This window comes from Mesorhizobium sangaii (assembly GCF_014207355.1).
Taxonomy (GTDB): Bacteria; Pseudomonadota; Alphaproteobacteria; order Rhizobiales; family Rhizobiaceae; genus Mesorhizobium; species Mesorhizobium sangaii.
In genome coordinates this window covers 1,705,556-1,730,017 of record NZ_JACHEF010000001.1, presented here as the reverse complement: position 1 = coordinate 1,730,017, position 24,462 = coordinate 1,705,556, and the positions used below count along the sequence as shown (strand labels likewise).

28 protein-coding genes are annotated in these 24,462 nt (G+C 60.1%); 11 read left to right on the top strand and 17 right to left on the bottom strand.

The window, feature by feature from the left end:
- Positions 1-43: 43 nt before the first annotated feature.
- The 4 genes from HNQ71_RS08195 to HNQ71_RS35465 form a co-directional block, all read right to left on the bottom strand.
- Positions 44-394, bottom strand: coding sequence for a nitrile hydratase subunit beta (locus tag HNQ71_RS08195; protein WP_184872024.1), 351 nt, complete (start codon positions 392-394; stop codon positions 44-46).
- Positions 381-1,019 carry an SH3-like domain-containing protein gene (locus tag HNQ71_RS08190; protein WP_184872023.1) on the bottom strand — a complete coding sequence of 213 codons (639 nt, stop codon included), beginning with the start codon at positions 1,017-1,019 and terminating at the stop codon, positions 381-383. The genes HNQ71_RS08195 and HNQ71_RS08190 overlap by 14 nt, the downstream gene beginning before the upstream one ends.
- Entirely contained in the window at positions 1,019-1,621 is a 603-nt protein-coding gene (gene nthA / locus HNQ71_RS08185) for a nitrile hydratase subunit alpha (RefSeq protein ID WP_210333761.1), read from the bottom strand. Before nthA ends, HNQ71_RS08190 begins: the two co-directional genes overlap by 1 nt.
- A 161-nt stretch (positions 1,622-1,782) precedes the next feature.
- Positions 1,783-1,917 (bottom strand): hypothetical protein, encoded by a 135-nt coding sequence (locus HNQ71_RS35465; RefSeq protein WP_281391361.1) that lies wholly within the window; start codon positions 1,915-1,917, stop codon positions 1,783-1,785.
- A 35-nt stretch (positions 1,918-1,952) separates the two neighbouring features.
- On the opposite strand from HNQ71_RS35465, the gene HNQ71_RS08180 reads away from it, so the two are divergent.
- Both HNQ71_RS08180 and HNQ71_RS08175 read left to right on the top strand, forming a co-directional pair.
- Positions 1,953-2,348, top strand: a complete 396-nt coding sequence (locus HNQ71_RS08180) for a hypothetical protein (RefSeq protein ID WP_210333760.1) — start codon at positions 1,953-1,955, stop codon at positions 2,346-2,348.
- A 154-nt stretch (positions 2,349-2,502) separates the two neighbouring features.
- A complete protein-coding gene (locus tag HNQ71_RS08175; protein WP_184872021.1) occupies positions 2,503-3,039 on the top strand; it encodes a hypothetical protein in 537 nt (178 codons plus the stop codon).
- Between the two features lie 93 nt (positions 3,040-3,132).
- Here HNQ71_RS08175 and HNQ71_RS08170 read toward each other — a convergent pair whose 3' ends face one another.
- The 10 genes from HNQ71_RS08170 to HNQ71_RS08125 all read right to left on the bottom strand — a co-directional run bounded on the left by HNQ71_RS08170 (position 3,133) and on the right by HNQ71_RS08125 (position 11,330).
- On the bottom strand, positions 3,133-3,729 hold the full coding sequence (locus tag HNQ71_RS08170; RefSeq protein ID WP_184872020.1) for a hypothetical protein: 597 nt from the start codon (positions 3,727-3,729) through the stop codon (positions 3,133-3,135).
- Positions 3,726-4,319: a L,D-transpeptidase gene (locus HNQ71_RS08165; RefSeq protein WP_184872019.1), complete on the bottom strand. Its 594-nt coding sequence runs from the start codon at positions 4,317-4,319 to the stop codon at positions 3,726-3,728. Before HNQ71_RS08165 ends, HNQ71_RS08170 begins: the two co-directional genes overlap by 4 nt.
- Positions 4,300-5,466 (bottom strand): CpaE/TadZ family protein, encoded by a 1,167-nt coding sequence (locus HNQ71_RS08160; protein WP_184872018.1) that lies wholly within the window; start codon positions 5,464-5,466, stop codon positions 4,300-4,302. Before HNQ71_RS08160 ends, HNQ71_RS08165 begins: the two co-directional genes overlap by 20 nt.
- Positions 5,463-6,089 (bottom strand): TadE/TadG family type IV pilus assembly protein, encoded by a 627-nt coding sequence (locus HNQ71_RS08155; RefSeq protein ID WP_184872017.1) that lies wholly within the window; start codon positions 6,087-6,089, stop codon positions 5,463-5,465. Before HNQ71_RS08155 ends, HNQ71_RS08160 begins: the two co-directional genes overlap by 4 nt.
- 2 nt (positions 6,090-6,091) lie before the next feature.
- The gene (locus tag HNQ71_RS08150) at positions 6,092-6,625 is read right to left on the bottom strand and encodes a TadE/TadG family type IV pilus assembly protein (RefSeq protein ID WP_210333759.1); all 534 of its coding nucleotides are present in this window, start codon (positions 6,623-6,625) and stop codon (positions 6,092-6,094) included.
- A 5-nt stretch (positions 6,626-6,630) separates the two neighbouring features.
- Positions 6,631-8,130, bottom strand: coding sequence for a TadE/TadG family type IV pilus assembly protein (locus HNQ71_RS08145; protein ID WP_184872015.1), 1,500 nt, complete (start codon positions 8,128-8,130; stop codon positions 6,631-6,633).
- Positions 8,131-8,207: 77 nt separating this feature from the next.
- Complete coding sequence (locus HNQ71_RS08140; RefSeq protein WP_184872014.1) at positions 8,208-8,516, bottom strand: hypothetical protein; 309 nt, start codon at positions 8,514-8,516, stop codon at positions 8,208-8,210.
- A complete protein-coding gene (locus tag HNQ71_RS08135; RefSeq protein WP_184872013.1) occupies positions 8,503-9,948 on the bottom strand; it encodes a type II and III secretion system protein family protein in 1,446 nt (481 codons plus the stop codon). The genes HNQ71_RS08140 and HNQ71_RS08135 overlap by 14 nt, the downstream gene beginning before the upstream one ends.
- Before the next feature lie 52 nt (positions 9,949-10,000).
- Positions 10,001-11,062 (bottom strand): Flp pilus assembly protein CpaB, encoded by a 1,062-nt coding sequence (gene cpaB / locus HNQ71_RS08130; RefSeq protein WP_184872012.1) that lies wholly within the window; start codon positions 11,060-11,062, stop codon positions 10,001-10,003.
- Positions 11,063-11,150: 88 nt separating this feature from the next.
- Positions 11,151-11,330: a Flp family type IVb pilin gene (locus HNQ71_RS08125; RefSeq protein WP_095088858.1), complete on the bottom strand. Its 180-nt coding sequence runs from the start codon at positions 11,328-11,330 to the stop codon at positions 11,151-11,153.
- 678 nt (positions 11,331-12,008) lie between these two features.
- On the opposite strand from HNQ71_RS08125, the gene HNQ71_RS08120 reads away from it, so the two are divergent.
- From HNQ71_RS08120 to HNQ71_RS08090, 7 genes are all read left to right on the top strand, one after another.
- Positions 12,009-13,388, top strand: a complete 1,380-nt coding sequence (locus tag HNQ71_RS08120; protein ID WP_184872011.1) for a TadA family conjugal transfer-associated ATPase — start codon at positions 12,009-12,011, stop codon at positions 13,386-13,388.
- A complete protein-coding gene (locus HNQ71_RS08115; RefSeq protein ID WP_184872010.1) occupies positions 13,388-14,359 on the top strand; it encodes a type II secretion system F family protein in 972 nt (323 codons plus the stop codon). Before HNQ71_RS08120 ends, HNQ71_RS08115 begins: the two co-directional genes overlap by 1 nt.
- Before the next feature lie 12 nt (positions 14,360-14,371).
- Positions 14,372-15,328 carry a type II secretion system F family protein gene (locus tag HNQ71_RS08110; protein ID WP_184872009.1) on the top strand — a complete coding sequence of 319 codons (957 nt, stop codon included), beginning with the start codon at positions 14,372-14,374 and terminating at the stop codon, positions 15,326-15,328.
- Positions 15,329-15,384: 56 nt separating this feature from the next.
- Positions 15,385-15,936 carry a tetratricopeptide repeat protein gene (locus tag HNQ71_RS08105; protein ID WP_184872008.1) on the top strand — a complete coding sequence of 184 codons (552 nt, stop codon included), beginning with the start codon at positions 15,385-15,387 and terminating at the stop codon, positions 15,934-15,936.
- 1 nt (position 15,937) lies between these two features.
- A complete protein-coding gene (locus HNQ71_RS08100) occupies positions 15,938-16,462 on the top strand; it encodes an A24 family peptidase (RefSeq protein WP_184872007.1) in 525 nt (174 codons plus the stop codon).
- A 131-nt stretch (positions 16,463-16,593) separates the two neighbouring features.
- Positions 16,594-17,355 carry a methyltransferase family protein gene (locus tag HNQ71_RS08095; protein WP_184872006.1) on the top strand — a complete coding sequence of 254 codons (762 nt, stop codon included), beginning with the start codon at positions 16,594-16,596 and terminating at the stop codon, positions 17,353-17,355.
- A gap of 434 nt (positions 17,356-17,789) precedes the next feature.
- A complete protein-coding gene (locus tag HNQ71_RS08090) occupies positions 17,790-18,074 on the top strand; it encodes an exopolysaccharide production repressor protein (protein WP_184872005.1) in 285 nt (94 codons plus the stop codon).
- Positions 18,075-18,385: 311 nt separating this feature from the next.
- Here the strand turns inward: HNQ71_RS08090 and HNQ71_RS08085 are convergent, their stop codons facing one another.
- Both HNQ71_RS08085 and ku read right to left on the bottom strand, forming a co-directional pair.
- Positions 18,386-19,021 (bottom strand): hypothetical protein, encoded by a 636-nt coding sequence (locus HNQ71_RS08085; RefSeq protein WP_246461274.1) that lies wholly within the window; start codon positions 19,019-19,021, stop codon positions 18,386-18,388.
- A gap of 279 nt (positions 19,022-19,300) precedes the next feature.
- A complete protein-coding gene (gene ku / locus HNQ71_RS08080) occupies positions 19,301-20,128 on the bottom strand; it encodes a non-homologous end joining protein Ku (protein ID WP_184872004.1) in 828 nt (275 codons plus the stop codon).
- Between the two features lie 270 nt (positions 20,129-20,398).
- Between ku and HNQ71_RS08075 the strand changes: the two genes are divergently transcribed.
- Positions 20,399-21,661, top strand: a complete 1,263-nt coding sequence (locus HNQ71_RS08075; RefSeq protein ID WP_184872003.1) for a DUF763 domain-containing protein — start codon at positions 20,399-20,401, stop codon at positions 21,659-21,661.
- 627 nt (positions 21,662-22,288) lie between these two features.
- Here the strand turns inward: HNQ71_RS08075 and HNQ71_RS08070 are convergent.
- The gene (locus HNQ71_RS08070; RefSeq protein WP_184872002.1) at positions 22,289-23,074 is read right to left on the bottom strand and encodes an SDR family NAD(P)-dependent oxidoreductase; all 786 of its coding nucleotides are present in this window, start codon (positions 23,072-23,074) and stop codon (positions 22,289-22,291) included.
- A gap of 161 nt (positions 23,075-23,235) precedes the next feature.
- On the opposite strand from HNQ71_RS08070, the gene uxuA reads away from it, so the two are divergent.
- Positions 23,236-24,420 (top strand): mannonate dehydratase, encoded by a 1,185-nt coding sequence (gene uxuA / locus HNQ71_RS08065; RefSeq protein WP_184872001.1) that lies wholly within the window; start codon positions 23,236-23,238, stop codon positions 24,418-24,420.
- Positions 24,421-24,462 lie beyond the last annotated feature (42 nt).

Below are 24,462 nucleotides of genomic sequence, written 5' to 3'. Positions count from 1 at the left end.
TTCAGCTCACGATCCAGCGTGACCTCGGTTGCAGGCCCGCTGACTAATCTGCCAGGGCAACTGGCTTGCCATGCGGTGTATTCAGGTAAGCGTTTCGCCAATCCTGTTGGCGTCTGTCCACCTCGGCTCGTAGGGCGAACTGGCTCCTGTCCAGGATCTGCTCCAGAGCGCTGAGAAAGGCCCCGTAATAGATCGCGTCGGTGTCCATGGAAGTATCGGTCACCCGTCGATCAAGCTCGGCGCCCAGGGTCTGAGACCAATCCTCGGCTTCGATCTTTCCGTCGGCGATGAGCAGGTCGACCAACGCAATGACCTGAGCGTGCCATTGCTCGGAGAAGACAGGTTCGCCATCGCGATGGCGCCGCGCGCGACGGGCAATCTCAGGCCGGCTCAAGATAGCTGTCCCACATGTCGATCAGCAGGCTGTCTGCGCTGTCGCCGGCTTCAGGCCAAAGATCCGACATGCGAAACCGCACGACGTATGTCTGCTCGCGCCGTATCGTGCCGACAGCTTTCTCATCGGGCAAAGGCTGTGGTCCGTTCATGCTGTCGACAATCCCGAGCCGGCCGCGGACATACCCCGTCAGCCGCGTGTGCATTGTGGCGATGTCGCGCCGTGCCACAACCTTGTCGCCAGCTTTGAACCTCGCCCCTGTGGGCGGGACCTCGACCGCAGGCCTGGGCGACTCGTATTCGAAGGTTCGACTTGAGGCCCTGCCATCGAAGAACTCCTGAACGCCCGCGACGCCTTCATCCACAGACGTGACCATCATGGCCAGAATCCATTTCTCGAAATAGTCGAGGCCGAGGTAGGCGTCCGGGGGAAGCCTTTCCAAGACGTGGCGATACCAATCGAGCGTCCAGCCCGTGCGATCCGTCGTCAGCTTTTTCATCGACATCATGGCGATCGCCCATGTGCGGGCCCTCCATTCATCGGAAAACAGAGCCGAGTCATCTTCTGCGACGTTAGGGATCGGTCTGAACCCTTGTCTGCCGCCGAGGTCGTGTACCGTATCCATCACCCCACCTCCTGCTTTGGCGACAGATCCCTCATCGTCCCGATCATTGCATTGCGCGTCACGAGGCCGGCGAGGTCCTCTTCGGTCCAGCCATCCGTCCTTTCTGGACGCTGCGGGACCACCATGTACCGGCGGTCCGAGGTCGAGTCCCACACCTTGACCTCAACCTTGTCCGACAGGTCGGTTCCGAATTCGGCGAGAACGCCACGCGGATCGCGAACCACTCGCGCCCGGTACTCGGTCGACTTGTACCAAGATGGAGACATTCCCAAGATTCCGACTGGATAGCAGGAGCACAACGTACAAACGACAACGTTGTGGATCTCAGGCGTGTTGAACACTGCGACAAGGGGGTAATCCTTCCTGACGCTTGGGATGATTTCCGAAAACGCCTCGGCCGCATGTTTCGCCAGGCGTTCGGCGAACTCGCGATCAGTCCACGCCCGCGCGATGACCTTGGCTCCATTCATCGGACCCACGTTTTCCGAGTAGTCGTCGAGCCACTTGTCCACGGCGTCGGCCGCCAGAAAGCCTTTCTCGACCAGAACCGTCTCCAGTGCTTTCAGGCGAAGCGCCGGTTCAGGCGGAAGATGGCTGTGCAATTCCCGATGAAGTTTGGCAACCTTGTCGGAATCGTATGAACTCACAGCTGATCTCCCTGAGTATCATCCTTGCTTCGACCGCGCCCGGGGGGCCTTAAGGGTTACGGGGCTAACTCCCCGCTGACTATCAAGGACCAGACTATTGGAGCAGTGCACTCGAGTCATTCAATTTCTGACCTTACGTCAGCTTGGAGGTCAAAGCCGATGTCTGGAGCTTTGAGTCCCTGCAAGCGGCGATGCGCCCGGCCAAGATCCGCATCGTCCACGGCGAGCGATACCTTGAAAATCGTCACCATTTGACGATGCCGACGCCGGCGATATTGTGAACGGCATGACCGACCAGCCCAACCGCCCGGACGACGATCCCGATCGCCAGATCGATCACCAGCAGGAAACAGGTTTACAGCGCAGAGTTCCCTTGCCCGCTGGCTACCGACAGGGTGTCATCTCCGCGATCACCGTGCTGCTCGGATTTTCGCTTCTTTTCCTGCGGTACTGGAATTTCGAAGTTGAAGGTGGATGGACGGTTGCCTCGATCCTGGCGACGCTCCTGCTGGCAATGGCCATCGTCCTTCAGTTCGTTGCGCTGTGGCGGTCGTTGCTCCCACGAGACGACGACGAGCCGGTTTATCAGGTCACGCTGCGCTGGTTCCTCGCCTCGATCATCGCTCTCCTTGCGGGCGTGCTGCTCGCCGGGCTGACGGCCTCGCACGTCTTCAATCTTTAGTCGGGCGAAACCCGTCTCTGCTGTCCGGGCCGCAAACATCCCTCGCTCATTCCGACGACGCCGATCAGCAAGCTTTGCTGCCAGTGGTCGCCAGGGGCGTTAAGCCTTGCGCAATCTTCGCGGTCTATCGTCACAGGCAGATTGGCGAGGGAACATGAAACGCAAGCCGCTTCTGCTTTTTGCCTTCCCGTTTCTCATTCTTGCGATCCTCGCTGGGGAACGCATGGCGACCTTCTTGTTGGGAGCCTATCCAGCCAGCCCGACCGCGTGGTGGATATGGCTTGAACTGCGCCCGTTGTCGACGATACTTTGGCAGCAGATCGATTTCAATCTGGGTGAATCGATGGCTGTCGACGCCGCCATCCTTGCCGCCGCATCGATCGTGTGCTGGGTAGCATGCCACACCAGAAGGTCGGCTTTTTTCTTTCTCGCCAACCACATCGCCCTGATCTTCGCCGGGCTGATGGTCGCGGTCGGCAGCCACTCGGAAACGGCGAGCACGATCGCTACCTTCACCTCGCCCAGCGGTTTTCCGTTCTCGCTGACGGTCAATTTCACCTTGAAGGGCAGCCTGTTGCTGGTTCTGGGCACTGCAGCCTGTGCATACTGCCACGTCGCCTTCCTCGCCGAAGCGCGGGCGCGGTCCGAAGCCCGGACCGTCCGCATCTTGGCCTTGCGGCGCGATCTCTAGAGCAATTTTCCGTCCGGAGTTGCGTCGGGACAAAGCGTTGGAGCAGGCGGCGTTCGCAACCTGCGCCCTGCCCAAATCCATGCCCTACGATGTCTAATTGATCCTCTTGTAATAGACCTTGCCGTCAGGCTGCTGGATGCGCTGGTAGTTGGAGCTTGGGGGAGGGGGTGACGCCGGTGCGGCCCTTTTCCTGGGCGCACGCGGCGCTTCGATGACACCGGATTCGCTCGCGCTCGCGCCTTCGACAGCTTCGGGCGCCTCCGCCAGCGTGCTGGTGGTGATCTCGGGCGGTTCCGGAGCACCCGACACGGCCTCGCCGCCGGCGATCGGCCTAGTCAGTGCCAGCTGGGCAACGTTGCTATTGATCTCGTTGAAGCTGCCTTGCAGTTGGCTGTCCAGTTTCTCGAAGCGGCTCTGGAAGCCGTTGTTGACCGTGTCGAGCCGTGCCGCGATCCGCTGCTCGAACGCTCCGAGCTGCTCCAGCCGCGCTTCGACGAAACGCAGGTCGCTCATGCCGCGATAGAGATAGATCGCGGCCGCCATGTTGACCACGGTGAGCAGCAAGCCGCCGCTGGCGATGAGAATGCCGATCGTCTTTATCTTGCTGGGTTTCTCGATGGCGTCCTGTTCGGGCTGTTCGTGGTTTCCGATATCGATAGCCGGCATGTCCGGTTCGCTGATCATCGTCATTGGACCACCACCTTCGCGCCGACCGCGACGCGCTTGAAAAGATCGATCACATCGGTGTTGGTAAGCCGAAAACATCCCGATGTCCCGTCGAAACCGACACCGGACGGATCGTTGGTGCCGTGTATCCGGTAGAGCGTGTCGCGACCGTCGCGAAGCAGGTAGAGCGCCCTTGCGCCGAGGGGGTTGTAGGGGCCGGCGGGCACCATTTTCGGCAGCTCCGGTTGGCGGGCCCGCATTTCCTGCGGCGGGCGCCACTCCGGCCATTCGGTCTTCGCTCCCACCTTGACGACGCCCGTCCAGCCAAAACCGTCGCGCCCGACGCTGATCTGGTAGCGGAGCGCCTGGCCCTGGCGAGTCACCAGGTAAAGCGCTTTCTCGTTCTTGCGGATGATGATCGTCCCCGGCTGCTCTGTGGTTGCAAAGGCAACCGACTTGCGCAGGCTGGGCCCCATCGCCGGCAACGGCGGCCGATCCGAAAGGCTCGATCTCGCCTGGGCTAAGTCTTGGACTGGTAGCGCCAACGCCACGCCCAGCAGGCTGGCGTAGGCCAACCCCTGGGCGATCCGGTAGCTAGCGTGCAGCAGCGTCATCGAGCCGCTCTTTGAACATCCGCTTCAGGTCCTTGTTGAAGCGCGCCCGCCCATCGACTTCCGAAGGCAGGATCGCACGATTCAAGGCGTCGGTCAGCAGCGCATTGTCCAGCGGGACCGACTTGATGTGCGGCGCCTTGAAGATCTTCTCGAGCTCGCTGCGCGAAAAATGGTTCCCGAACCATTTGCGCTTGTGCTTGTTGGCGACCAGCGTGATGCTGACCGCATTGCCGCGCAGCTCGCGGATCTTTCTGTAGAGCCGCTTGCCTTGCCGCAGCGAGGCGACGTTAAGCTCGAAGACGATGAAGATCTCGTCGCTCGTCGACAGCACGGAGTTGTGCCAGGGCGTCTCGATGTTAGGCAGGTCGATGACGATGTCGTCGAAGCGGTAGGCGACAAGGTCCAGAAGCCGGAACACGAAATCGCTGCCATGCGGCTCGAACGGCAGTTGCGGCCTTTCGAAGGCATAGAGGGTGAGGCCGGACGGGCGCGACAGCTTGATCACATCCATCAGTTCGACATCGAGCCGTTCCGGCTGGCCGATGATGCCCGCAAGATCGAACTGGTTGAACAGGTTGAGATAGGCGCCGCAATTGGCGCTCTGGAAATCGAGATCGACCAGGCAGGTGGAAGCCGCGCGTTCGGCCGATTTCGAGGCCAGGTGTTCGGCCGCCGACAAGGCCAGCGTCGTGGCGCCGGCGCCGCCGCTGGCGCTGATGAAGGTGATGATCCGGCTTTTGGTGCCCTGGTTGCCGGTGTCGTGGAAGGTCACCGCGTTGAGCAACTCCTTGCCGTCGAGCGGCTTGTGCAGCCAGTCCGAGGCGTTCATGCGCACCAGCACGCGCGTCTGTTCCGACGACAGCTCGTCGGAAACCGCGATCAGCGGCACGGCCGCCCACAGGGCACGTGCCTCGACGATACCCGGCCTGCCGAGCAACTCGCCATTGCCGAGATCGAGGATGACGATGCCGGGGCGCGTGTCCGCGGGCGGGCCCTTGAGAAAGTCGCCCGTCTCGGAAATCCGGACATCGTAGATGGCCAGTGCATCAAGCCGCGTCGCCACCTCGCGCTTGAAGTTCGGATCCGACGAGAACAGCGCCACCTGCTTTCGCTTGGTCGGCGTAACTTTGGTGTTGATGGCATTCATGGATAGACGCTCTTCATATCTTCGCCCGTGACTGTGCTCAGCATGGAGGGCATGGCGATGCTGGTGAACCTCAGGAAGAAGAAGTTGAATGTCAGGTTTTGCAGACTGACGGTGATCGTCGGCACCGGTCCACTCAAACGGGTCTGGTAGCCAAGACCGGTGGCCGTGTAGGTGATGACAATGTTGTCGCGGCGCAGACCCCGGAAGAAGTGGCACATGCCGGAGCGCTGGTTTGCGCCCAGCGGGGGGCACGTGTTGTCGTTGGTAACCGCCGTGTCGCCTCGAAAGATCCGACTGAAATCGTTGGCACTGAATTTGGTGGAGTCGCCGTTGCAAGCTCCGGTGTTGCCGGTGTACTTGCAGACGAAAGGCGCATAGGCCCCGGCAGCAACCGGCGCGCCTGGATTCGCGGTCGGCGCGGCTGTCGCCAATGCCGTTGCAACGGGATTGGAAATGGATGCAAGTCGGGCTCCGATCTGCACGGCCTTGGTCGCTTCATTCCATTGATAGAACGCATAGCCGAAATCGACGAAGCCCAGGACAAGCGTGAACAACAACCCCGAGACGATGGTCATTTCCACCATCGCCGCGCCGTCTTCCGATTTTGCAAAACGCTTGAGCATGGTCAGAACCGGATCAACCGCTCGTCGTGCGAGCCATGAATCGTGAGCGGCCCGATGCCGATGAACGACAGCATTCCAACACCCGCGTATGGGTAGGAGCCGACCGCGCGGACGGTGCAGACTTGTGCCGTGGTGGAGCGATATTGGGTAACGCCGCCCACCACGGTATCCTTGCATGCGTTGTTCATAGTCACCGTCGCATACGATGTCGCTCCTGATGTCTGCCAGCCGCTGATGCGCGGGCTGCCGGTGCCGGTCGGGTTGCCGAACACCGCGATGTTCGCGGCAATGGCGGAACAGTTGATCGCCCCCAGCCCGGCGTCTGTATACATCTGGCTGTTGCAGCGCGCGGCAAAGCGAGCGCCGTCCGTAAGCCCTGCCTCCATCAGCAGCTTGTCATGGATCAGGTTGCCGAACTCGAACACTCCTGCCGACAGGATCAGCATCAGTGGCGTGATCAGTGTCATCTCGACAATCACCGCGCCGCGCTGGTCGCGTCGAAATCGACTGAGATAGCGGGACAGCATCTTGAACATGGCGGTCACCGGTAGAGCTGCGCTTCATCGCGCAGGTAGTTGTCGAGCGTGCCACTGCCGCCCTTGCCTGTGATGTCGACGAGTTCCACCATGATGTCTTTCCCGTCGATGATGGGCTCCGTGATGAAGAAACTGGCAAATCTCCTGGCCGGAACATTCGCGCGGCCATTAAATTTCGTGCCCGCAGCCTGAAGCGCGTTGCAGTCCAGGACTGCCCCGTAAAGCAACCGGCGATCCGGGATTGAGATCGGCGTGCCGGCCCCAGCCGGCGGTTGGCCTCTTTCGCCGCCGACGGACGCGTCCGAAACAATGTTGTTGTCTATCTCGTAGCGATAGACCTCATACCGCGTCGGGAGGTTGGCACCGGTGCCAGATAGAGCCGCAGGCACGGCACGCAAGGGGTGATTGGCAGCCCAGTAGCGCGCGAAGTTCCAGTCGCCGGCGCCCATGCGGCCGCCCATCATGGTGCAGGTGCCAGAGATATGGCACGAGTCGCGTTCAAGCCCGATGCCCTTGGTCGGGTCCGTTTGGTAGTTGACCTTGTTGCTCTTGACAAATTGATCCCAGTTTATGGCACCCTTGCGCACATTGACCGCGGGTCCGTCCGAAAACGAGGACGCATTGATGCCGAAGCGCGAGTTGATGCCATCTTTCACCGGACCGGAATTCTGTCCCGGCTCGGTGTCGACGCCGTCGCGCGAATAGCAATTCTGCGGCTTGGAGTCAGCGAGCATCTTCTCGAGCTGGTTGGCGCCGTTGCCAAACGGCGAAGCCAGGAAAGCGAAGTTGCCGGGAGCGTAAGACCCGTCTCCGCGCAACTTGATTTGGCGGCGGCGGTATTGCCTGCTTTGTGCCGCCTGTTCCAGCGTGACGCCGCCGGTGATGCTTGTATCCTCATACGGGTTGCACATGAAAACGGGCGTGTAGTCACAAACGCCCGACGTGAACCCGGCAGTCGCCCGGGCAGCAACGTTGAAGCCGTTGCTGGCCGAATTGCCCGTCAGAAACGACGCGGGGAATATCGCGGCGAAACCAGTTGGCGCCACCTTCACTTCAATGAATGCGGTTTCATCTTCGCCGATAGATTGCGTTGCATTGGCATAGTTTGCGCTGGTGACAAGCGTTCCGTCTGACGCGGGTAAGGACTTCAGGAAACACCACGAAATGTTGCCGGCGCTGTTGCATCGTGCGGTGCCGCCCGGTTGCCCGGAAGTCAAGTTGAACCGGCCAGTAGCGCCAACGGTTGAGAACGTGGCCTCGTTGGTGACCAGCGTCGCCATGGCGCGTTCGGATCTGGCCCATGACCCGGGCAAGCCATCAAGCTCGGCGGCTCCAGCCAACGCAAAGGCATCCGCCGCCTTCTGCAAATCGTTGTGCAGGTTGTTGACCCGGCTCATGTCGATCGCCAACAGCGAAAAACCGATGATCGCCGGCAGCGTGACGCTGACGAGGATCAGCGCTATTCCCCTCTGATCGTGCCAGAACGCGCGAATGGTCCGCAGCATGGCCTTACTCTTTGCTCCCCTGACGCCAGGTTCCCTCGTTTGGCCTGGCGGACTAAAACCGCATCCTTCTGTTCAATTCACGGCGTCGTCGTCGTCGTTACAGCCGCCCCAGCCCCGCCGACATTGACATTGATCGCTGGCGGCGGCGGTGGCGGTGGCGGAAATTTGTAGTTGTTTGCAACAGCGGCGGCGCGCGGGCCGTCGCCTTCGATCCTGGTGTTCCTTGAGGCCGGATTGAACGGGTCGACCGTCTGCAGCAGCGAATTGAACTTCTGTGTGTCGCCAGCGGCCAAGGTCACAGTATCGTAGTTGTTCAGATAGTCCGCGGCACAGCCCGACAGCGCGCTGGCGCACAGGATGAGGATCAAGAGGCTATTTCTTGACATAGATCATCTTGTCCTTCGATTTGAAGTCGAGCATGTGGCCATAGGGGCCGGTGACGCCGTCGCCTGTTTCATATTTTCGGATCATGTCCTTGTTCACCTCGAGCTGGCCGAGCACGAAGAATTCCGGGTCGTTGGCGGGGCGCGTCTTGTCGAACGGCGTCGCCAGTTGCTCGCTGGGCTTCACCGGCCGCACGAGATGCGGCGTGACGATGACCACCAGTTCGGTTTCTTCCTTCTGGTTGCTCGAATTGCGAAACAGCGTCCCGATAACCGGCACCTGGCCGAGCCATGGCACCTGGTTCTGCAGCTTGGTGGTCTTGCTGGACAGAAGCCCGCCGACGGCGAAGCTCTGGCCGTCGCGCAACTCGACCACGGTTGCCAGCTTGCGGTTGGTGAAGATCGGATCGCCGGCGGTGGTGAAGCCGGTCAGGTCGCTGACCTCCGGCGCCAGCCTCATGTGGATCTTGCCGTCATCGAGTACGACTGGCAAGAACACCAGATTGACGCCGAATTGCTTGTAGACGATGTTTATCTCGCCATCCTTGTCGAGAGAGCGGATAGGCACTTCGCCGCCGGCGTTGAAGCTGGCTTCCTCGCCGGAAAGCGTGGTGAGGTTGGGGTTCGCGAGCGTGCGCACCACGCCCTTGGCCTCGAGCGCCTCTATGTACAAGTCGACTTTGATGTTGTTGTCGATGACGCGGGTGAGCAGTGCTCCGAAGGGAGTGGAGTCGGACAGGAGGTTGCTGAGAAACCCGCCCGATCCTAGCACCACATTATCTTTGTCCACGGCAGCAATGCCAGTTCCGGTTATAGTCGTGCCTCTGCTGTTGGTGCTTCTGATCGACACGCCGAGATCGCGGCCCGCATTTCGCTTGGCCTCGAGCACGCGCACTTCCAGATTGACCTGCTGGCTGTCGTCGACGATAACGGAATTGATGATGGCGTCGGGACCATATTGCTGCGCAACTTCCATGATTGCCGCCAGCGTGGCGCCGTCCTTGACATGACCGGCAAGCCTGACCCTGCCGTTGACCGATCCCACTTCGATGCGCGACTTTGGCGCCACCTGGCGAATCGCCTGCGCCATGTCGCTGACGTCGACGCCGACCTCGATCTGTATGACGCCGAGCGAATGCTTGTCCGTGGAAAACAGATTGACCGTGGTGGTGCCGGCGCCCTTGCCGATGACATAGAGCGTGCGATCGGTCATCGGCTGGGCATCGGCGATCTTCTCGTCACCGACGACGATGTCGCCCAGATTGGCATTCACCTGGATCGTTACCGATTGCGACATCGGCAGGAATATCTTATGGACGCTGGGGTTCGACACGTCGATGAAGCGGTCGGCTGCCTCAGCCGCAAGGCTCGATAGAAACAGCGCTGCCATACAGAACAACGCGGCCGCCGCCATCCTCAACCAAGTCCCCTGCATACCCGTCTCCCCACTCGCTGCCGGTGGCAGCCACTTTATTCGCCGTATCTTATCATTGTTGTCGCGGCACGTCATATGTCTCAAGCTTCACACCCCGAAAAACGCCCACACTAGCACGCGACGGCGGCTCGGGTGTGACATATTTGACTACTTCCTTAACAACTTCGCGCACTTCCGGGGCCGTTGCCACGGCCGGAGCCGGCTTCATCTTGCTCAGATCGTCGAGCTTGTTTCCGACCCGGTCGACTGCCTGTGCCAATCCTGCAATCTTGTCGTCGGCACGCTTGCGCGCGTCCTCCGCGAGCTGGCGATCGGCTGCGGCAGCAGCGTCGGCTGCAGCCTGCCTGTCCAGTTCGGCTTGCCTTTTGGCGACGTCAGCCGGCATTTCCCCGGTCAGGTCGGAAAGAGTCACGCGCTCGGTCGTCTCGCCCTTGCTGGCAGCGGCCTGGCGCAGCGCCAGGGACAACTGGCCTGCGCCGGCGGCCAAGGTCAGCTTCTGTGCATCCTTGGTGCTGGCCTCGAGCGTGACCGATTTCACGACCGTCGGGCTGTCCTTGCTTTCATCCGCAACCTGGTCGACGGCGAGCACCTTCATGCTCTGCAGCAGCACGTCGACAAAACTCTGGTCCGCGCCGTCTTCGCTGCGCACCGTACGCGTCAGCAGCACATCGACCCGGTCACCCGGGAAGACGAAGCCGGCGACGCCAAGCACGTCGTTGACGCGGATGGACACCGCTTTCATGCCCTCGCCGAGCACCGCCGATAGTGTGGCGCGCTGGCCGGGGCCGGTAATTTTGGTGGCGAGGATCGGTTCGTTGACGCCGATCGCCTGCAACGCCTGCTTCGAGCCGTCACCGGCGAGCAGTTCCTTTGTCGTCTTGAAGGCGCCGGCCGGAACAGCGCCAGATGGCCATGCAACTTCACGCAATTTGTCGGCGTCAAGCGTGTCGCCGAACTTCAGCCCTACCGCGGCGACGACGACCGTATCGCGCGGGACGTCACTTGTTTGTGCCATCGCATTTCGCTGATTGGCCAGCCAGATGTTGGCGAGGACAACCGCAATAACGCCGAACACGCCGGCGAGAACAACCATAATGATAGTGTTGGCACGCATGACCCAGCCCCTTGTTGCCCGGGCGAACGCTCGTCGCCCGCCCCTTGTAGAGCTTTGGGCCCGGACCAGCCGGGCCCAGAGTGTTGGCTTAGCCCAGATTGAGCGCGTTGGTCAGTGTGTTCCACGAGGTGGACACATAACCGCCGACCAGAACAATCGCCGCAATTGCCGCGGCGCTGATCAGGCCGATCAGGATCGAGTATTCGACCATGGCAGCGCCGTTTTCGTCGTCGCGGAACTGCCGGGTCATCGTCATGAGCTTCTTCATGTCAATTTCTCCCTTTTGGAGGTTTGAACCCGACGAGACGAGCCAGAGATGAAATCCATACCCAAGCATCCCCCGTCATCTCAATCCTAGGTCTCACGAAAAAGCAGAGTCAAATGGGATTAAGGGTTCGTTAACGTTTGAATACCTTATCCAGCAAGGTTCGAGCCGATTTTAATTTTAGCAAGACCTTGATTCGACTAATTTTTCAAGCGCTCTTAACCATTCGTTCACAATTCCGTCTCAGTTGGGGGTATGCCGCTCATACATTAGGTGTACCGCATATTCCTTTATATCTAATGGGTTACGCCCTGTTCATGACGCCGCACCGTGTGTTCCGGTTTGTAAGGTTCCGTGAGGTTGGGTGGGGGGACGCCTCAGGCAAAATAAAACGATATTTTCCGGTGAGCGGCCTTAACTATGTTACAAGTATTGGCTTGCGGTTCGCTGCCGGACGCTTGCCCCCTCCCGTGGTTAATGGTTAGTTTAGGCCGCACGAATTTAGCGGGGGCTAACTGTGTTGAGTCGATCGGAAACGGGGCAGGCGGGGAGTGGCGAGCGGGTCGCGAGACATCTGCCGGAGCGCGCATGTGACGTGACCCAGATGGGCTTGGTCGACGGTGTCCGCGCCAAGAAGTCAACAAATAGTCTCTGGGCAAGGGAATTCGGGGGCAACACAAAATGTTAGGCCGTTTCATCAAGGGATCAGCCGAGCCGCTGGTGCAGCAAGTAACCCAACGGGCGCCGCTACCCGTTGCCGCGCCGCCAGTTCCGGATCTTGCGCCGCACGGCGACGAGTTCCTGGCGCTGAAAGTCGACCTCCATCGACATCTGATCGACCGGTTCAATCTCGCGGCGCTTGATACGGCGTCGAAGGACGAGATCCTGAACGAGATCCGCCCGATCGTGCGTGAGTTCGTTCGTGGCCGCAACGTGCCGCTGAATGCTCGCGAACTCGACCAGTTGACCAGCGACACCGCCGACGAGATGCTGGGCCTCGGGCCGATCGAGCCGTTGCTCAAGGACGATTCCATCGCGGATATCCTGATCAACACCCACAAGCGCGTCTTCATCGAGCGGCGTGGCGTGATCGAGGAAACCGCAATACGGTTCCGCGACGAGGCACACCTGCTGCGTATCATAAACAAGATTGTCTCTGCCATCGGCCGCCGTGTCGACGAATCCGCGCCGATGGTCGATGCCCGACTGGCAGACGGTTCGCGCGTCAATATCGCGGTGCGGCCGATCTCCGTGGATGGGCCCCTGGTGTCGATCCGCAAGTTCTCAAAGAATCCCTATTCGCTCGATCGCCTGATGGCGTTCAATTCCATCCGCCCGCCGATGGTCGATCTCCTGCGCATCGCCGTGCAGTCTCGCAAGTCGATCCTGGTTTCCGGTGGCACCGGCAGCGGCAAGACGACCTTGCTCAACGCGCTGTCGAGTTACATCCCCTCGAAAGAGCGACTGATCACCATCGAGGATGCGGCCGAATTGCAGCTGCAACAGCCGCATGTCGGGAGGCTGGAGACGCGTCCGCCCAATGTCGAGGGCAAGGGCGAGGTCCGCCAGCGCGAGCTGCTGAAGAACGCGCTGCGCATGCGGCCCGATCGCATCATCGTCGGCGAGGTGCGCGGCGAGGAAGCCTTCGACATGCTGCAGGCGATGAACACCGGCCATGAGGGGTCGATGACCACCATCCACGCCAACACGCCACGCGACGCGATCTCGCGGCTGGAGCAGATGGTCGGCATGGCCGGCATGCCGATGAGCAACGATTCCATCCGGGCGCAGATTGCCTCGGCCATCGACATTGTCGTGCAGACGCAGCGTCTTTCGGATGGCGGCAGGCGCGTAACATCCATATCGGAGCTGACCGGCATGGAAGGCAATGTTGTCCAGCTTCAGGAAATCTACCATTTCGTCCGCCGCGATGTCGGCGCCGACGGCTCCATTATCGGTGACTTTCGTGCCACGGGTGTTCGACCGCGCTTTGCCCAGGAGGCGGCAACGCTTGGCCATCAGTTCGCCAAGGATGCCTTCAATCCCCAGGTTCCGCTCTGATGCCGACCGGACAGACCTTACTCTACTTCATCTATGTGCTGGCAGCAGCCTCGGTCATTCTCGCCGCGGAATCGCTCTACGTGTCATTTTCAGGGCGGCGCGCGCGCATCACCACCGTCAACCGGCGTATCAAGCGGTTGAGAGAGGACGCCCCCGCCGAACAGACGTTGCAGGGGCTGTTGCAGGAACGTGGCCTGACGGCGAGTGGCGACTTCATCTTCGGCGCCGTCGCGCTCAACCGGCTTTACACGCAATCCGGCATAACCGGCAATCCTTTGGCATTTGCCGTGGTGTTCCTGTTGGCCGGTCTGGTGGTGGCGCTGATGCTGCCATTGCTTCTGGGTTATTCGGTCACGGTTGCGATTATTGCCTTTTTGCTTGTCGGCTTTGCCTTGCCGCTTCTCGTCTTGCGCCGTGCACGGAACAAGCGAATCCAGAAATTTGCTGCCCAACTTCCCAACGCACTCGACATGATCGTGCGTTCGTTGCGTGCTGGTCATCCGACATCAGTGGCGATTGGGCTTGTGGCACGTGAGATGCCCGACCCGCTCGGCACAGAATTCGGCATCGTCTCCGACGAAATCACCTTTGGCCTCAGCCTTGAACAGGCCGTGCGCAAACTCTCCCAACGCGTCGGCTTCGAAGGTCTCCATCTCCTCACCATATCACTCTCCATTCAGGCCAAGACAGGCGGCAACCTGACCGAGATGTTATCGAACCTTTCATCTTCGCTCCGCGAGCGGCAGAAATTGAGGCTGAAGATCAAGGCGCTATCCGCCGAGGGTCGAGCATCGGCGTGGATAATTTCTCTATTTCCCCTGGTCATGTTTGGAATACTATTTATAGTTGCCCCTAGCTACTATGGAGATGTTTGGGGTAGCCCACTGATCACGCCGGTATTCCTGATATTTGGAATATTGGCGCTTTTTGGCGATTTCATCATGTTTCGAATGGTCAATTTCGATTTCTGAGGAGGGCGCGCCATGACCGTTTTTGCAAGCCTTCAGAATTCGGGATTGCTCATCTCGCTCGCCGTTTTCATGGCGGCGATGGCGCTTTTCCTGTGCGGCGCATTTATCATCTTTCCGGCTATGCAGACACGGAAGCTGGTTGCGCAAAGCCTGTTGGCCGAGGGAATTACCAGCCGTCGCTCGCTGATGGGCCAGGACCACCTGGCCAAGATTTCGGCGCAGCGTCCAGTCGAAGCGTATTTTCGGTCGATAGAAAAGGAACGGGACGAACCGAGCGCCCTGGACGCGAAGCTTTTCCGCGCCGGCTTCTATCAATCAAGCGCGCCCGCGATTTATACCTTGTCGCGCCTGGCTGCAGTCTTGATAGGCTTCGCGGTGACGTTCGCGATCCTCTCGCATATACTGCCGTCTCGGGTGCCAGGAGTCATAATCTTTGCCATCGCCGCCGTGTTCGGGCTGGCCTGCATAGTCATCCCGAGCATCGCTCTCGATCGGTTCGAGAGTGCACAAAAGCAGGTCTATCGCCGTGGCTTTCCCGATTTCATGGATATGATGATCACCTGCGCCGATGCCGGCATGAGCCTCGAGGCGGCGGTCGAGCGCGTCGGGACAGAACTTGCAGCCACCCACAAATGGCTCGGTATTCAGCTGTCAATCATGAACCTGCAGTTGCGCGCCGGCAAGCCGTTGCGGGAAGCACTGCGCGAGCTCGCCGACCGAATCGGCCTCGAAGAGGCGAGATCCCTGGCGGTGCTTTTCCGGCAATCGGAAGAACTCGGCACCAGCCTGACGGACGCTTTGCGGGTCTACAGCGACGAAATGCGCAGTCAGAGAATCCTGCGTGCGGAGGAGATCGCCAACGCTCTTCCGGTCAAGATGATGATTCCATTGGGTCTTTGCATCTTTCCTGTCGTGATGATGATTGTCATGCTGCCGGTTGTCATCCGAATGAAAGGCGTTTTCTTCTAGTTCCATATATGCTTTGGTTCTAAAACTAGAGTCGGAGGGCTCTTGGGGGACAAAGAATGACAGGACCAATGCGTTTCGCAGCCGTAGCAGCCAGTCTGTTGATGATGGCGCTTGCCGGCTGTCAAACGAACGACTCCCTCGACGGTGTCGTTCGCACCAACGAGCCGTCGAAAGGCGACTTAACGTCCTTTGGCGATGCTTTCGACGGACTAAAGACGGTCGCCGATGTCGAATATCATGCCTCGGACCAGGCCGTGGCCGAAGCCAAGAACCAGTTCCGCGCGGAAAACTACGGCAATGCCGGCGCCTTGTTCTTCAAGGCGACGCAACTGTCCCCCAATGACGGCAACGCGTGGATGGGGTTGGCCGCATGCAGCGACCGGATCCACCGCTTCGATCTCGCCGACCGGGCCTATGCCCGAGCCTTCAAGCTGGTTGGCCCGACGGCAGAATATTACAACAATGTCGGCTATTCCTACCTGCTGCGCGGCAAGCTGCAGGGTGCACGCAGCAATTTCCTCAAGGCCTATGAACTGGCGCCAAAAGATCCGACCGTCGCCAACAATCTGAAGCTGCTGTCGTCGAGCGTGCAAAACATCGAGCGCTAGCATGCTGCTTGTCGAATCGCTGCTGCTAATGGCGCTCGCCATCCCCCTGCTGGCAAGGATTGCTTGGCTCGACTTCACCACCCAGCAGATAGCCAATCGCGACGTGCTGCTGCTGCTCTGTCTGGGGGCGGGGTCGCAGTTGCTGCTGTCGCTGCAGTCCGGATCTTGGTGGGACATGGGGTTGAGTGTCGCTGCCGGGCTTCTGTTGTTTGTCGCACTCTTCCCTTTCTGGGCGCTGCGCAAGGTTGGCGCCGGCGATATCAAGCTGATGGCGACCGTGCCTTTTCTGGTCGGTGGCAGCGCGCTCGTCGTTTTTTCCTTTCTGATGCTGCTTTTTGCTCTCGTCACGGCGCTGGTCGTGAAAAACCCGACGCTGCTGCCGGAAGGCGCCTTCCGCGGGTACATTCAGCATTTGGATCGCAAAGGTGTTGTGCCGTTTGGAGTGCCGATTTCCTTGGCGTCGATATGTACGATCGCATTCCAGATCGTAAGCAGCTTTGTCGCCCCCGGAAGTCTATTTGCCTAACGGGTGTGATTCACAAAATCACTCGGTGGATTTCGCCGAAGCTTTGATAACCAGATTAACCTTTTGGGAACCATTAACTTGCCGTGGAGCCGGCAAAATGCTTGGATTGCATCTTGTCGGTGGGGCTCCAAATGAACATTTCCAATTCTGAAAGGGATCGCATATCCGTTTGCTCTGAGGCGCCGACGGAAGGTGTTCAAGAAGGCATTCTTCAACGATCCATGCGCTTGCTCCCGTCACCAGCGACGCGTGACTTTATCGGTCGTGCAACGCTGACATTTTACTTCGCGTTCGGCGCGGTCATCAAGGTGGCAGCTTTGATATTGGCTCTGCGCGATACTGTGTGGACGACAGCATCCAGCGTCGACTTTGCGGCGGACGTTGCCTCTCTCGGCTTCCTGGCGCTCATGGGTTTTTCAACCGTGACGCGTCTTCCACCGGTGAAGACAGCGCAGGGAATTGAACCCCGAATCGCGGCGCTGATCGGCTGCTTTGCCACGGTGACTTTGGTGGTTGTGCCTCGTGTTCAGATACTTCCGCAACTTGAACTTTTTGCGGACCTCATCATCCTCGGCGGTTTCACGCTTTGCATTTGGTGCCTGTGGTGGCTCGGCAGATCGTTCAGCATCACCGCCCAGGCTAGGCGGCTTGTCACAGCAGGGCCATATCGGATTGTACGGCACCCCCTCTATGCCTGCGAAGCGATCGTCCTGGTCGGCATAGTCTTGCGCAATCCGACGTGGCAGACAGTCGCAATTTGCGCGATTGCTCTCACCTTCCAATATCGGCGGCTGGTCAATGAGGAAAAGGTCTTGCAATCGGCCTTCCCCGAATACGAGGCCTACAAGCGCAAGACGCCGATGCTATTTCCTTCCTTTTCTTCATTTTGGTGAGCGAATGCAAGCGCGCCAATGCGCATACCCTGGCCCGACGATCTGAGGCGCAGCAAAACGCGCCTTCATCAATTGCGCTATGCCGGGGATAGCCAGCAAAATGGCCGTATACCTCTATATTAGCTTGTGCTAACGTATAGAGGTCGCAGCCCAAAACACCCCAAACGACCCCCCGGTGCTGCGATTACCGAGCGCCGGCAAACATGCGCTCACGAGACTCTCCAGTTTGCCGGCGCTCGGTCCCCTCGGGGTGATAACGTGGGCGTTGCAGCAACGCTTTGCGCCGGGTTGGTTTTGTTTGCAATTGTGACAGACAAAGATCCGTCATAGCGTGCCGCCGAGGCATATTAGTTCAGGCTTGCATTGATATGCAAAAACTGAAACTGTTCGTTCGGGGTAGAAATCATGCAATGGGGCGAAAGACAACCGGGTCGATGCTTCCCGGAATCTTTCGAGGGCGAATGTATTTTCCACAGTTTCTGGTGGGAGCAACGGCGGCGTTGGCCGTCATCTTTGGCTGGATCTACAGCGTCACGGGCTCGTTTTGGGTCTCGTTCGCGTGGACAGTCATCAGCGCCGTCGTGCTGCAGGTGGGGTATTTCGCCTGCCTGCTCGTCATGATTTTCCGCCGCGTCGATGAAGCGACCGATGCCGATCGAGCGGTTCAGAAGAAGCCCGACGGAGCGTCTCCCGCCAAACACGACGGTATCTCCTTCTAAGGCAATCCCGGACGGAAAACCGTTTCACACCTTCCTGGAATAGCTCCAACTCAGTCATGGTCTGTCGTGGCAAAGCCGGGCGGCACAATCGCGGACTACTTCGCGATGTCTTCACCGAAGCTGTCTTTCATCGCGCGCAGCCGAGCGACATGGTGATGCCAGCGACTGCGCGAGACCTGCTGCCTGTATGTCAAAGTTAATAGACGAAGACATTAGCTTGTTCTAAAGTAGGTGAGTGCTGTCCTGGGGGTGGTGGGCAGGCAAGCATGGGGCCGTCGTTTGTAGGAAACGACGGCCTTTCCTTTCGACGGCTAGCTGGCTTCAGGGTTTTGTCGGCGGGCAAAATGTTCATACGTGATTTGCCAGAGGTCGCTCTCGGAAGATCTTTCCTCGCCGATCCAATGGAAGCTGTCGGCAGTGGTCTCGGTGAAGCGCCATCGGGTTTTCAAACCGTGCGAGTCACTGCCGAGCTGGACGATGTCCTTGCCCTCGGCCCGCCCGATCTGGCGCGAGTGATCCTGGTTGAGCGGGTCGTTCCATATGATGTGCCAGCCATCGATCCCAGGATCGAAGATGCGCAAGGTCGTGCCATACATCGTCGACGGCGCAGGCCGCTTGGGCCTGATCCGCACGTCCTGGATCGCACGGCCGCCGAGCACCCAGCCAAAATGGCATTCTCCATTCCACTTCTGGATTGTGCCGTCGTCGAGGTGGTGGACCGTGTCCATTTCCCAGCTTCCAATCAGCCATCCATACAGGTCCATGTCTATCGCTCGGTCGGCTGGGGGATCTTCGGATCCGAGAGCGGCGAGAAACGGAGAGATCGTCATCGTCCTACTGCCTTTCGTTTCCAGGTAGACGAGCCAACCGCCAGCTTTTGCCCCACCCGCGCATTGTCGCGCGTCCGCCTGCCGCCTCAGCGCCGCCTCGTGGAATTCTGCGACCAATCCCGTGTCGGTGCCGAGCCATTGCCGCCACAATTTGCAGCGTTTGCGGTGCCAGCCTGCGCAGCTTCGCCATATCCGCGAAGGATAGGCCATTTGGCTTAATTGCGAGATTGCTAATATGCCTATAGCTTGATCGTCGCTGGTCCCTCGAAGCCCCAGCCGGCCGGCACGGCCCCAGCGCCACCCCGAAGGTTGCTACCGTGCCGGCCAACCAGGTGGCTGCCGTTCCCCACTTCGATTGGATTTAGCGTGGTTGGGGCGCGCCAGGTGCGACAGGTGCTAGGCGGTCTTGCGTTTGGGCGAGGCGCTCTTCTTAGGCGTCCCCAACCCTTCCTGTTCGAGGCTCTTTTTCAGCACCTCGGCCAGGTTGATGACGTTCTCTCTCGGCTTCGGCGCCGGCTTCGGTGGCTGCTTACCCCTGCGTTTGGCATCGATCATGGCAATCAGCGCATCTTCGTAGGTGTCCTCGAACTTCGAAGGATCGAACGTCGTCACCTTCTTGTCGATGAGCATGCCGGCGATTTCGAGCAACTCGGGATCATATTTCTGCGTCTTCAAGCCATCGAACACGCTGTCCTGCGAGACCATTTCATTGTGGTTGCGCAACTCGGTCATCACCATGCCCTTGCCATAGGGCTGGATCAGAACCTCGCGGCCGCGCTGATAAAGCACGACGCAGGATCGCGCGGCGACGCCCTTGTTCCTCATGGCATCGCGGATCACGCAGTAGGCCTCCAGTGCAGCTCCATCGGCCGGGATCAGATAGTAGGGTTTCTCAAGATAGCGCGTATCGATCTCGTCAATCGACACGAACTCGCCGACCTCAAGCGTATGCTTCGATGTCAGCTTCAGCGCCTTGATGTCGTCAGGCTCGATCTGGAGGAACTCATCCTTTTCGACCTCGAAACCCTTCACCTGGTCTTCCGCGTCGACCGGCTTTCCAGTCTCCTCGTCGGCGTAGACGCTTTTGACCGGAAGACCGTCCTTGCGATTCAAAATCCTGAAATGAACCTTCGACGCCTCGCTGGTAGCGCCGACGATCTTCACGCCGCAGGACACCGAACCAACCTTCAAAAAACCCTTCCAGGCAGCACGCGGCGCGACCATTTTTTCTCATCCTGTTTCCAGTCAGGGCAAACGGGTTTCCGTGCAAATCGTTCCTCCGGCTTGGACGCCGGGATGGGCAAACCGCACGAGCCAGCGGGGTGCGATCCGTTGGCAAGCTCTTTGTGGATGCGACAGCCTCACTATCGAAAGTGCCGCGGCCAGACGTCTAGCGGCGTTGCTTGACGTTGGCCAAGCCAAGGGCGACGGCAGGCTTCCCTGGCAGGTCCGCAGCACCTATCTGTACGCAACGAGCAACGCGGGCGGCACAAATTGGCGCAACGATCGGGAAGTGCTGATCTCCCACTGCACGGCGGTCGCGTGCCCAAATGGCTCGGTGATCGCATGACGCGCCTTGGCGCGGTGATGTGCGAGGCGATCGTCCATCACTATGGTCGCAACGAATTGCTGCGTCGCCTGGCACACCCGTTCTGGTTCCAGTCTTTCGGCGCGGTGATGGGGATGGACTGGCATTCCTCCGGCATCACGACAAGCGTTATCGGGGCCCTGAAACGTGGCCTGTCTCCACTCTCCGGCGAACTCGGCATCCATGTCTGCGGCGGGCGTGGCACGCATTCGCGCAAGACCCCGCACGAACTGGCATTGATCGGCGAGCGCGTCGGCTTCGACGGAACGGGCTTGGCCAAGGCCAGTCGACTGGTCGCCAAGGTCGATAGCGCCGCCGTCCAGGACGGCTTCGATCTCTATCTTCATGGCTTCATCGTCACCGATGATGGCGACTGGGTCGTGGTACAACAAGGCATGAACGGAGAGAGCAAGGTGGCGCGTCGCTACCACTGGCTGTCCGAGGGGCTGACGAGCTTTGTCGACCAGCCGCATGCCGCGATCGAAGGCGCCAATCAGGGTGAGATCGTCAATCTGACCGACCGGCGCGCCGATGCTTCGCGTCACGGCCAACTGGAGCTGCTGCGGGATCTGGGACCCGATCGCATCGTCAAGGAGTTCGCCTTGCTGGAGCATGGCTCGCCGCCCGCGCCCGCGCAGCCCCTGCTGCCGCATTTGATCATGCCGGCGCATCATGACGTCCGCGAAAGCGACGTCGTCATGCGCCGCCTGCACGGCAACATCGCCGCTGCCGTCGAACGCGGGCCTGCGGATTTTCCGGAGCTGCTCATGGTGCCGGGCGTCGGTGCCCGCACCGTGCGTGCATTGGCGATGGTGGCCGAGGTCGTTCATGGAGCGCCATGCCGGTTCTCGGACCCCGGCCGGTTCTCGCTGGCGCATGGCGGCAAAGACAGACACCCGTTCCCCGTGCCGCTGAAAGTCTATGACGAGACGATCGGCGTGCTGAAATCGGCCATTCACAAGGCGAAGCTCGGCCGCACCGAGGAAATCGATGCATTGAGACGGTTGGACAACCAGTCACGCCAGGTCGAGCGCTATGTCACCGGTCCCAGCCTGAAGGAAATCGTGGCAGGCGAGTTTGACCAGTCGCACATGCTGGGCGGACGCAGTGTTTTCGGATGGGAGCCGCCGCCGCAAGCGCAGCCGATTAGAGCTGGCAACAAGGAATGAACTCAGCCGAAGGCCTCCATCCCCGGCTTTGAAATTCTTTGCGAAGGCTCCAACAACATGCCGGAGCCTTCGCGGTTTACGGGATTTCAATAGATCCAGTAGGATCGGCGGAAACATCTCCGGCGCCAGCGGCCTCGACGCCAATAGCGACGGCAAACCACTCGCCATCCACGCCGCCGCCTCCATACACGCCGCCGCCTCCATCGATAGTACTGCACGGGTTCGACGTCATTCTGGCTATCAGGACCCGGCTCCACAAGGTCGTCTACCGGCTTGTCCAGCTCATTGAGAATGCCGTTCCCAGTGCTCGGGATGCCCGCCAGCGCCCTCACGGGGCGAGCTACGGTGACCACGGCCGCAGCGCCCGCCAATCCTAACATTCCAGTCAGAAATAATCGCCGATCCATGCCAACCTCCATCGTTGATCAATGCGACAATGGAGGAAATAGAGCAGTTGGTAGAGGCGCCTAGATGCCGAGTTAAATCTGTTCAAAAACTCAAAGTTGGTGTTGGTCGAGATTCGCGATGGCAGTACTTGCGAGCTGGGCAATGAAGGCTTCAACGCCGCGCCCGCAGAAGCGCCGGAGGCCGTCAGATGTCAGCGACTCCCGGTAAAGCCTAATGGCTCTATTTCACGCCGATGCCGGCAGTCAGGCCGCCATCGATTTTGTAGTCCGCGCCGGTGCAGAATCCGGCTTTGGCCGAACAGAGAAAAGCGATGAATTCCGCCACCTCCTCCGGCTCGCCGATGCGGCCTATGGGGTGTGCTTCGCCGAAGCGCTTGTAGGCGGCCTCGACATCGGCATCGGTGCCGTTTTCGCCGCGTGCCGCTTTTTCCAGGATCGGGGTGCGGATCGAGCCCGGGCTGACGGAATTGACGCGGATTCCCTGGCGTGCGTAGTCGAGCGCCAGCGAGCGCGTCAGCGTATGGATCGCCCCCTTGGTCGTCGCATAGGCGGCGACATTCTGCTGGCAAGCGTGACCCTGCACCGAGGCCACGTTGACGATGGCCCCGCCGCCCCGCCGGATCATTTCCGGGATGCCGAAATGCGCGGTCAGGTAGATCGAGCCGACATTGACCGACATTGCCTTGTTCCAGGTCTCGAAATCGGTGCTGGTGGCGGTTCCGTATGGATGAACCGCCGCCGAATTGACGATGATATCGAGGCCGCCGAACCGTTCGAGGCCGGCCGCGACCGCATCGCGAACCTGATCCGGCACGGAGACGTCGGTGTCTATGACCAGCACGCCCATTCCGGTACTTTCCAGTTGCGCTTGCATCGCCGCGTTGGCCGCGCGGTCGATGCCGCAGGCGATGATCGCGGCACCACCTGCCGCAAGACGTCTGGCACTGGCGAGGCCAATCCCGGTCGTACCCGTCACCAGAGCAACCTTGCCGTCGAAATCCTTCATTTCGGGTACTCCATTATTTGCCGTCGAAGGCGGCTCTTGTACATGCATAAAAACAGGGACCTAAGGCGCGTCGCCTGAATCCGCTCAAATGCGACGCGCTTTGGTTTGACACTCATTGCCGTCCAACAATAGGTTGCCGTCCTCGCAGAAGGAAAGCGGTAATGGAACAATGCTGGCGCTGGTATGGACCGGACGACCCGGTGACGCTCGATCATGTCAGACAGGCAGGTGCGACGGGTATCGTATCGGCGCTGCACGACATCTACGACGGGCGCGCCTGGCCGCTCGAGAACATTCTGGAGCGCAAGCGGATCATCGAGGCGGCAGGGCTGACCTGGTCGGTCGTCGAGAGCATTCCCGTCCACAATTCCTTCAAGATCGGTGCGCCGGAGCGCGAGCGCTATGCAGGCTACTATCGCGACACGATCCGCGCCCTTGCCAAGGCCGGCGTCACCACGGTCTGCTACAATTTCATGCCGGTGGTCGACTGGACCCGCACCGATCTGGCCTATCGGCTTCCGACGACGGGCTACGCCTTGCGTTTCGATGCGATCGATTTCGCGGCCTACGACCTGTTCGTGCTGAAGCGCAGGAATGCCGCGGCGAGCTACAGCGCCGCCCGCATCGCCGAGGCGGAGACGCGGCTGAAGGAGTTGAGCGACGAGAAGATCGAGAGGATCGAGCGCAATTTGATTGCCGGCCTGCCGGCGACCGAGCGCAGCTACAACCGTGACAGTTTTCGCGAGGCGCTGGCGGAATACGATGCGATCGGGCGGAAGGAATTGCGCGATAACCTCGCCTGGTTCCTGCGCGAGATTATTCCGGTGGCCGAGCAGGAAGGAGTGCGCATGTGCATCCATCCTGATGATCCGCCCTTCTCGCTCTATGGCCTGCCGCGCATCGTTTCGACCGCCGAGGATGCGCGCTTCATCCTCAACGCCGTCGACAGCCCGGCCAATGGCTTGACGTTCTGCACCGGCTCCTATGGGACGCGCGCCGACAACGACATCGTCGCCATGGTCAAGGAGTTCGCCGACCGCATCCATTTCGCCCATTTGCGCAACATCACCATCGAGGAGGATGGCTCGTTCTACGAAGCCGAGCATCTCGAGGGCGGCACCGACATGGCGCATGTCATCCTCGCTTTGATGCAGGAAGAGGCGCGCCGTAGCAGGGAAGGCCGCGCCGACTGGCGCATCCCCATGCGCCCCGATCACGGCCACCTGCTTGCCGACGACATCGGCAAGACCAGGATCAATCCCGGCTACTCGCTCATCGGCCGGCTGAAAGGCCTCGCCGAGCTGCGCGGCATCATGCGCGCCGTGGAGACGTTCGGCCTGGCTTGAAGTCATCAGGCAGGCGGCGTGAGGAGGGATACGGGCTCAACG

Bases quoted from the DNA above. Each gene is read 5' to 3' on its own strand.
- HNQ71_RS08100 (WP_184872007.1), top strand. From the start codon at position 15,938: ATGCTGCTTGTCGAATCGCTGCTGCTAATGGCGCTCGCCATCCCCCTG.
- HNQ71_RS08140 (WP_184872014.1), bottom strand. From the start codon at position 8,516: ATGTCAAGAAATAGCCTCTTGATCCTCATCCTGTGCGCCAGCGCGCTG.
- HNQ71_RS08150 (WP_210333759.1), bottom strand. From the start codon at position 6,625: ATGTTCAAGATGCTGTCCCGCTATCTCAGTCGATTTCGACGCGACCAG.
- HNQ71_RS08180 (WP_210333760.1), top strand. From the start codon at position 1,953: ATGACCGACCAGCCCAACCGCCCGGACGACGATCCCGATCGCCAGATC.
- HNQ71_RS08090 (WP_184872005.1), top strand. From the start codon at position 17,790: ATGCTTCCCGGAATCTTTCGAGGGCGAATGTATTTTCCACAGTTTCTG.
- uxuA (WP_184872001.1), top strand. From the start codon at position 23,236: ATGGAACAATGCTGGCGCTGGTATGGACCGGACGACCCGGTGACGCTC.
- HNQ71_RS08155 (WP_184872017.1), bottom strand. From the start codon at position 6,089: ATGCTCAAGCGTTTTGCAAAATCGGAAGACGGCGCGGCGATGGTGGAA.
- HNQ71_RS08110 (WP_184872009.1), top strand. From the start codon at position 14,372: ATGACCGTTTTTGCAAGCCTTCAGAATTCGGGATTGCTCATCTCGCTC.
- HNQ71_RS08120 (WP_184872011.1), top strand. From the start codon at position 12,009: ATGTTAGGCCGTTTCATCAAGGGATCAGCCGAGCCGCTGGTGCAGCAA.
- HNQ71_RS08175 (WP_184872021.1), top strand. From the start codon at position 2,503: ATGAAACGCAAGCCGCTTCTGCTTTTTGCCTTCCCGTTTCTCATTCTT.
- HNQ71_RS08145 (WP_184872015.1), bottom strand. From the start codon at position 8,130: ATGCTGCGGACCATTCGCGCGTTCTGGCACGATCAGAGGGGAATAGCG.
- HNQ71_RS08165 (WP_184872019.1), bottom strand. From the start codon at position 4,319: ATGACGCTGCTGCACGCTAGCTACCGGATCGCCCAGGGGTTGGCCTAC.
- cpaB (WP_184872012.1), bottom strand. From the start codon at position 11,062: ATGCGTGCCAACACTATCATTATGGTTGTTCTCGCCGGCGTGTTCGGC.
- HNQ71_RS08170 (WP_184872020.1), bottom strand. From the start codon at position 3,729: ATGACGATGATCAGCGAACCGGACATGCCGGCTATCGATATCGGAAAC.
- ku (WP_184872004.1), bottom strand. From the start codon at position 20,128: ATGGTCGCGCCGCGTGCTGCCTGGAAGGGTTTTTTGAAGGTTGGTTCG.
- HNQ71_RS08095 (WP_184872006.1), top strand. From the start codon at position 16,594: ATGAACATTTCCAATTCTGAAAGGGATCGCATATCCGTTTGCTCTGAG.
- HNQ71_RS08135 (WP_184872013.1), bottom strand. From the start codon at position 9,948: ATGCAGGGGACTTGGTTGAGGATGGCGGCGGCCGCGTTGTTCTGTATG.
- HNQ71_RS35465 (WP_281391361.1), bottom strand. From the start codon at position 1,917: ATGGTGACGATTTTCAAGGTATCGCTCGCCGTGGACGATGCGGATCTT.
- HNQ71_RS08115 (WP_184872010.1), top strand. From the start codon at position 13,388: ATGCCGACCGGACAGACCTTACTCTACTTCATCTATGTGCTGGCAGCA.
- HNQ71_RS08070 (WP_184872002.1), bottom strand. From the start codon at position 23,074: ATGAAGGATTTCGACGGCAAGGTTGCTCTGGTGACGGGTACGACCGGG.
- HNQ71_RS08160 (WP_184872018.1), bottom strand. From the start codon at position 5,466: ATGAATGCCATCAACACCAAAGTTACGCCGACCAAGCGAAAGCAGGTG.
- HNQ71_RS08125 (WP_095088858.1), bottom strand. From the start codon at position 11,330: ATGAAGAAGCTCATGACGATGACCCGGCAGTTCCGCGACGACGAAAAC.
- HNQ71_RS08105 (WP_184872008.1), top strand. From the start codon at position 15,385: ATGACAGGACCAATGCGTTTCGCAGCCGTAGCAGCCAGTCTGTTGATG.
- HNQ71_RS08190 (WP_184872023.1), bottom strand. From the start codon at position 1,019: ATGGATACGGTACACGACCTCGGCGGCAGACAAGGGTTCAGACCGATC.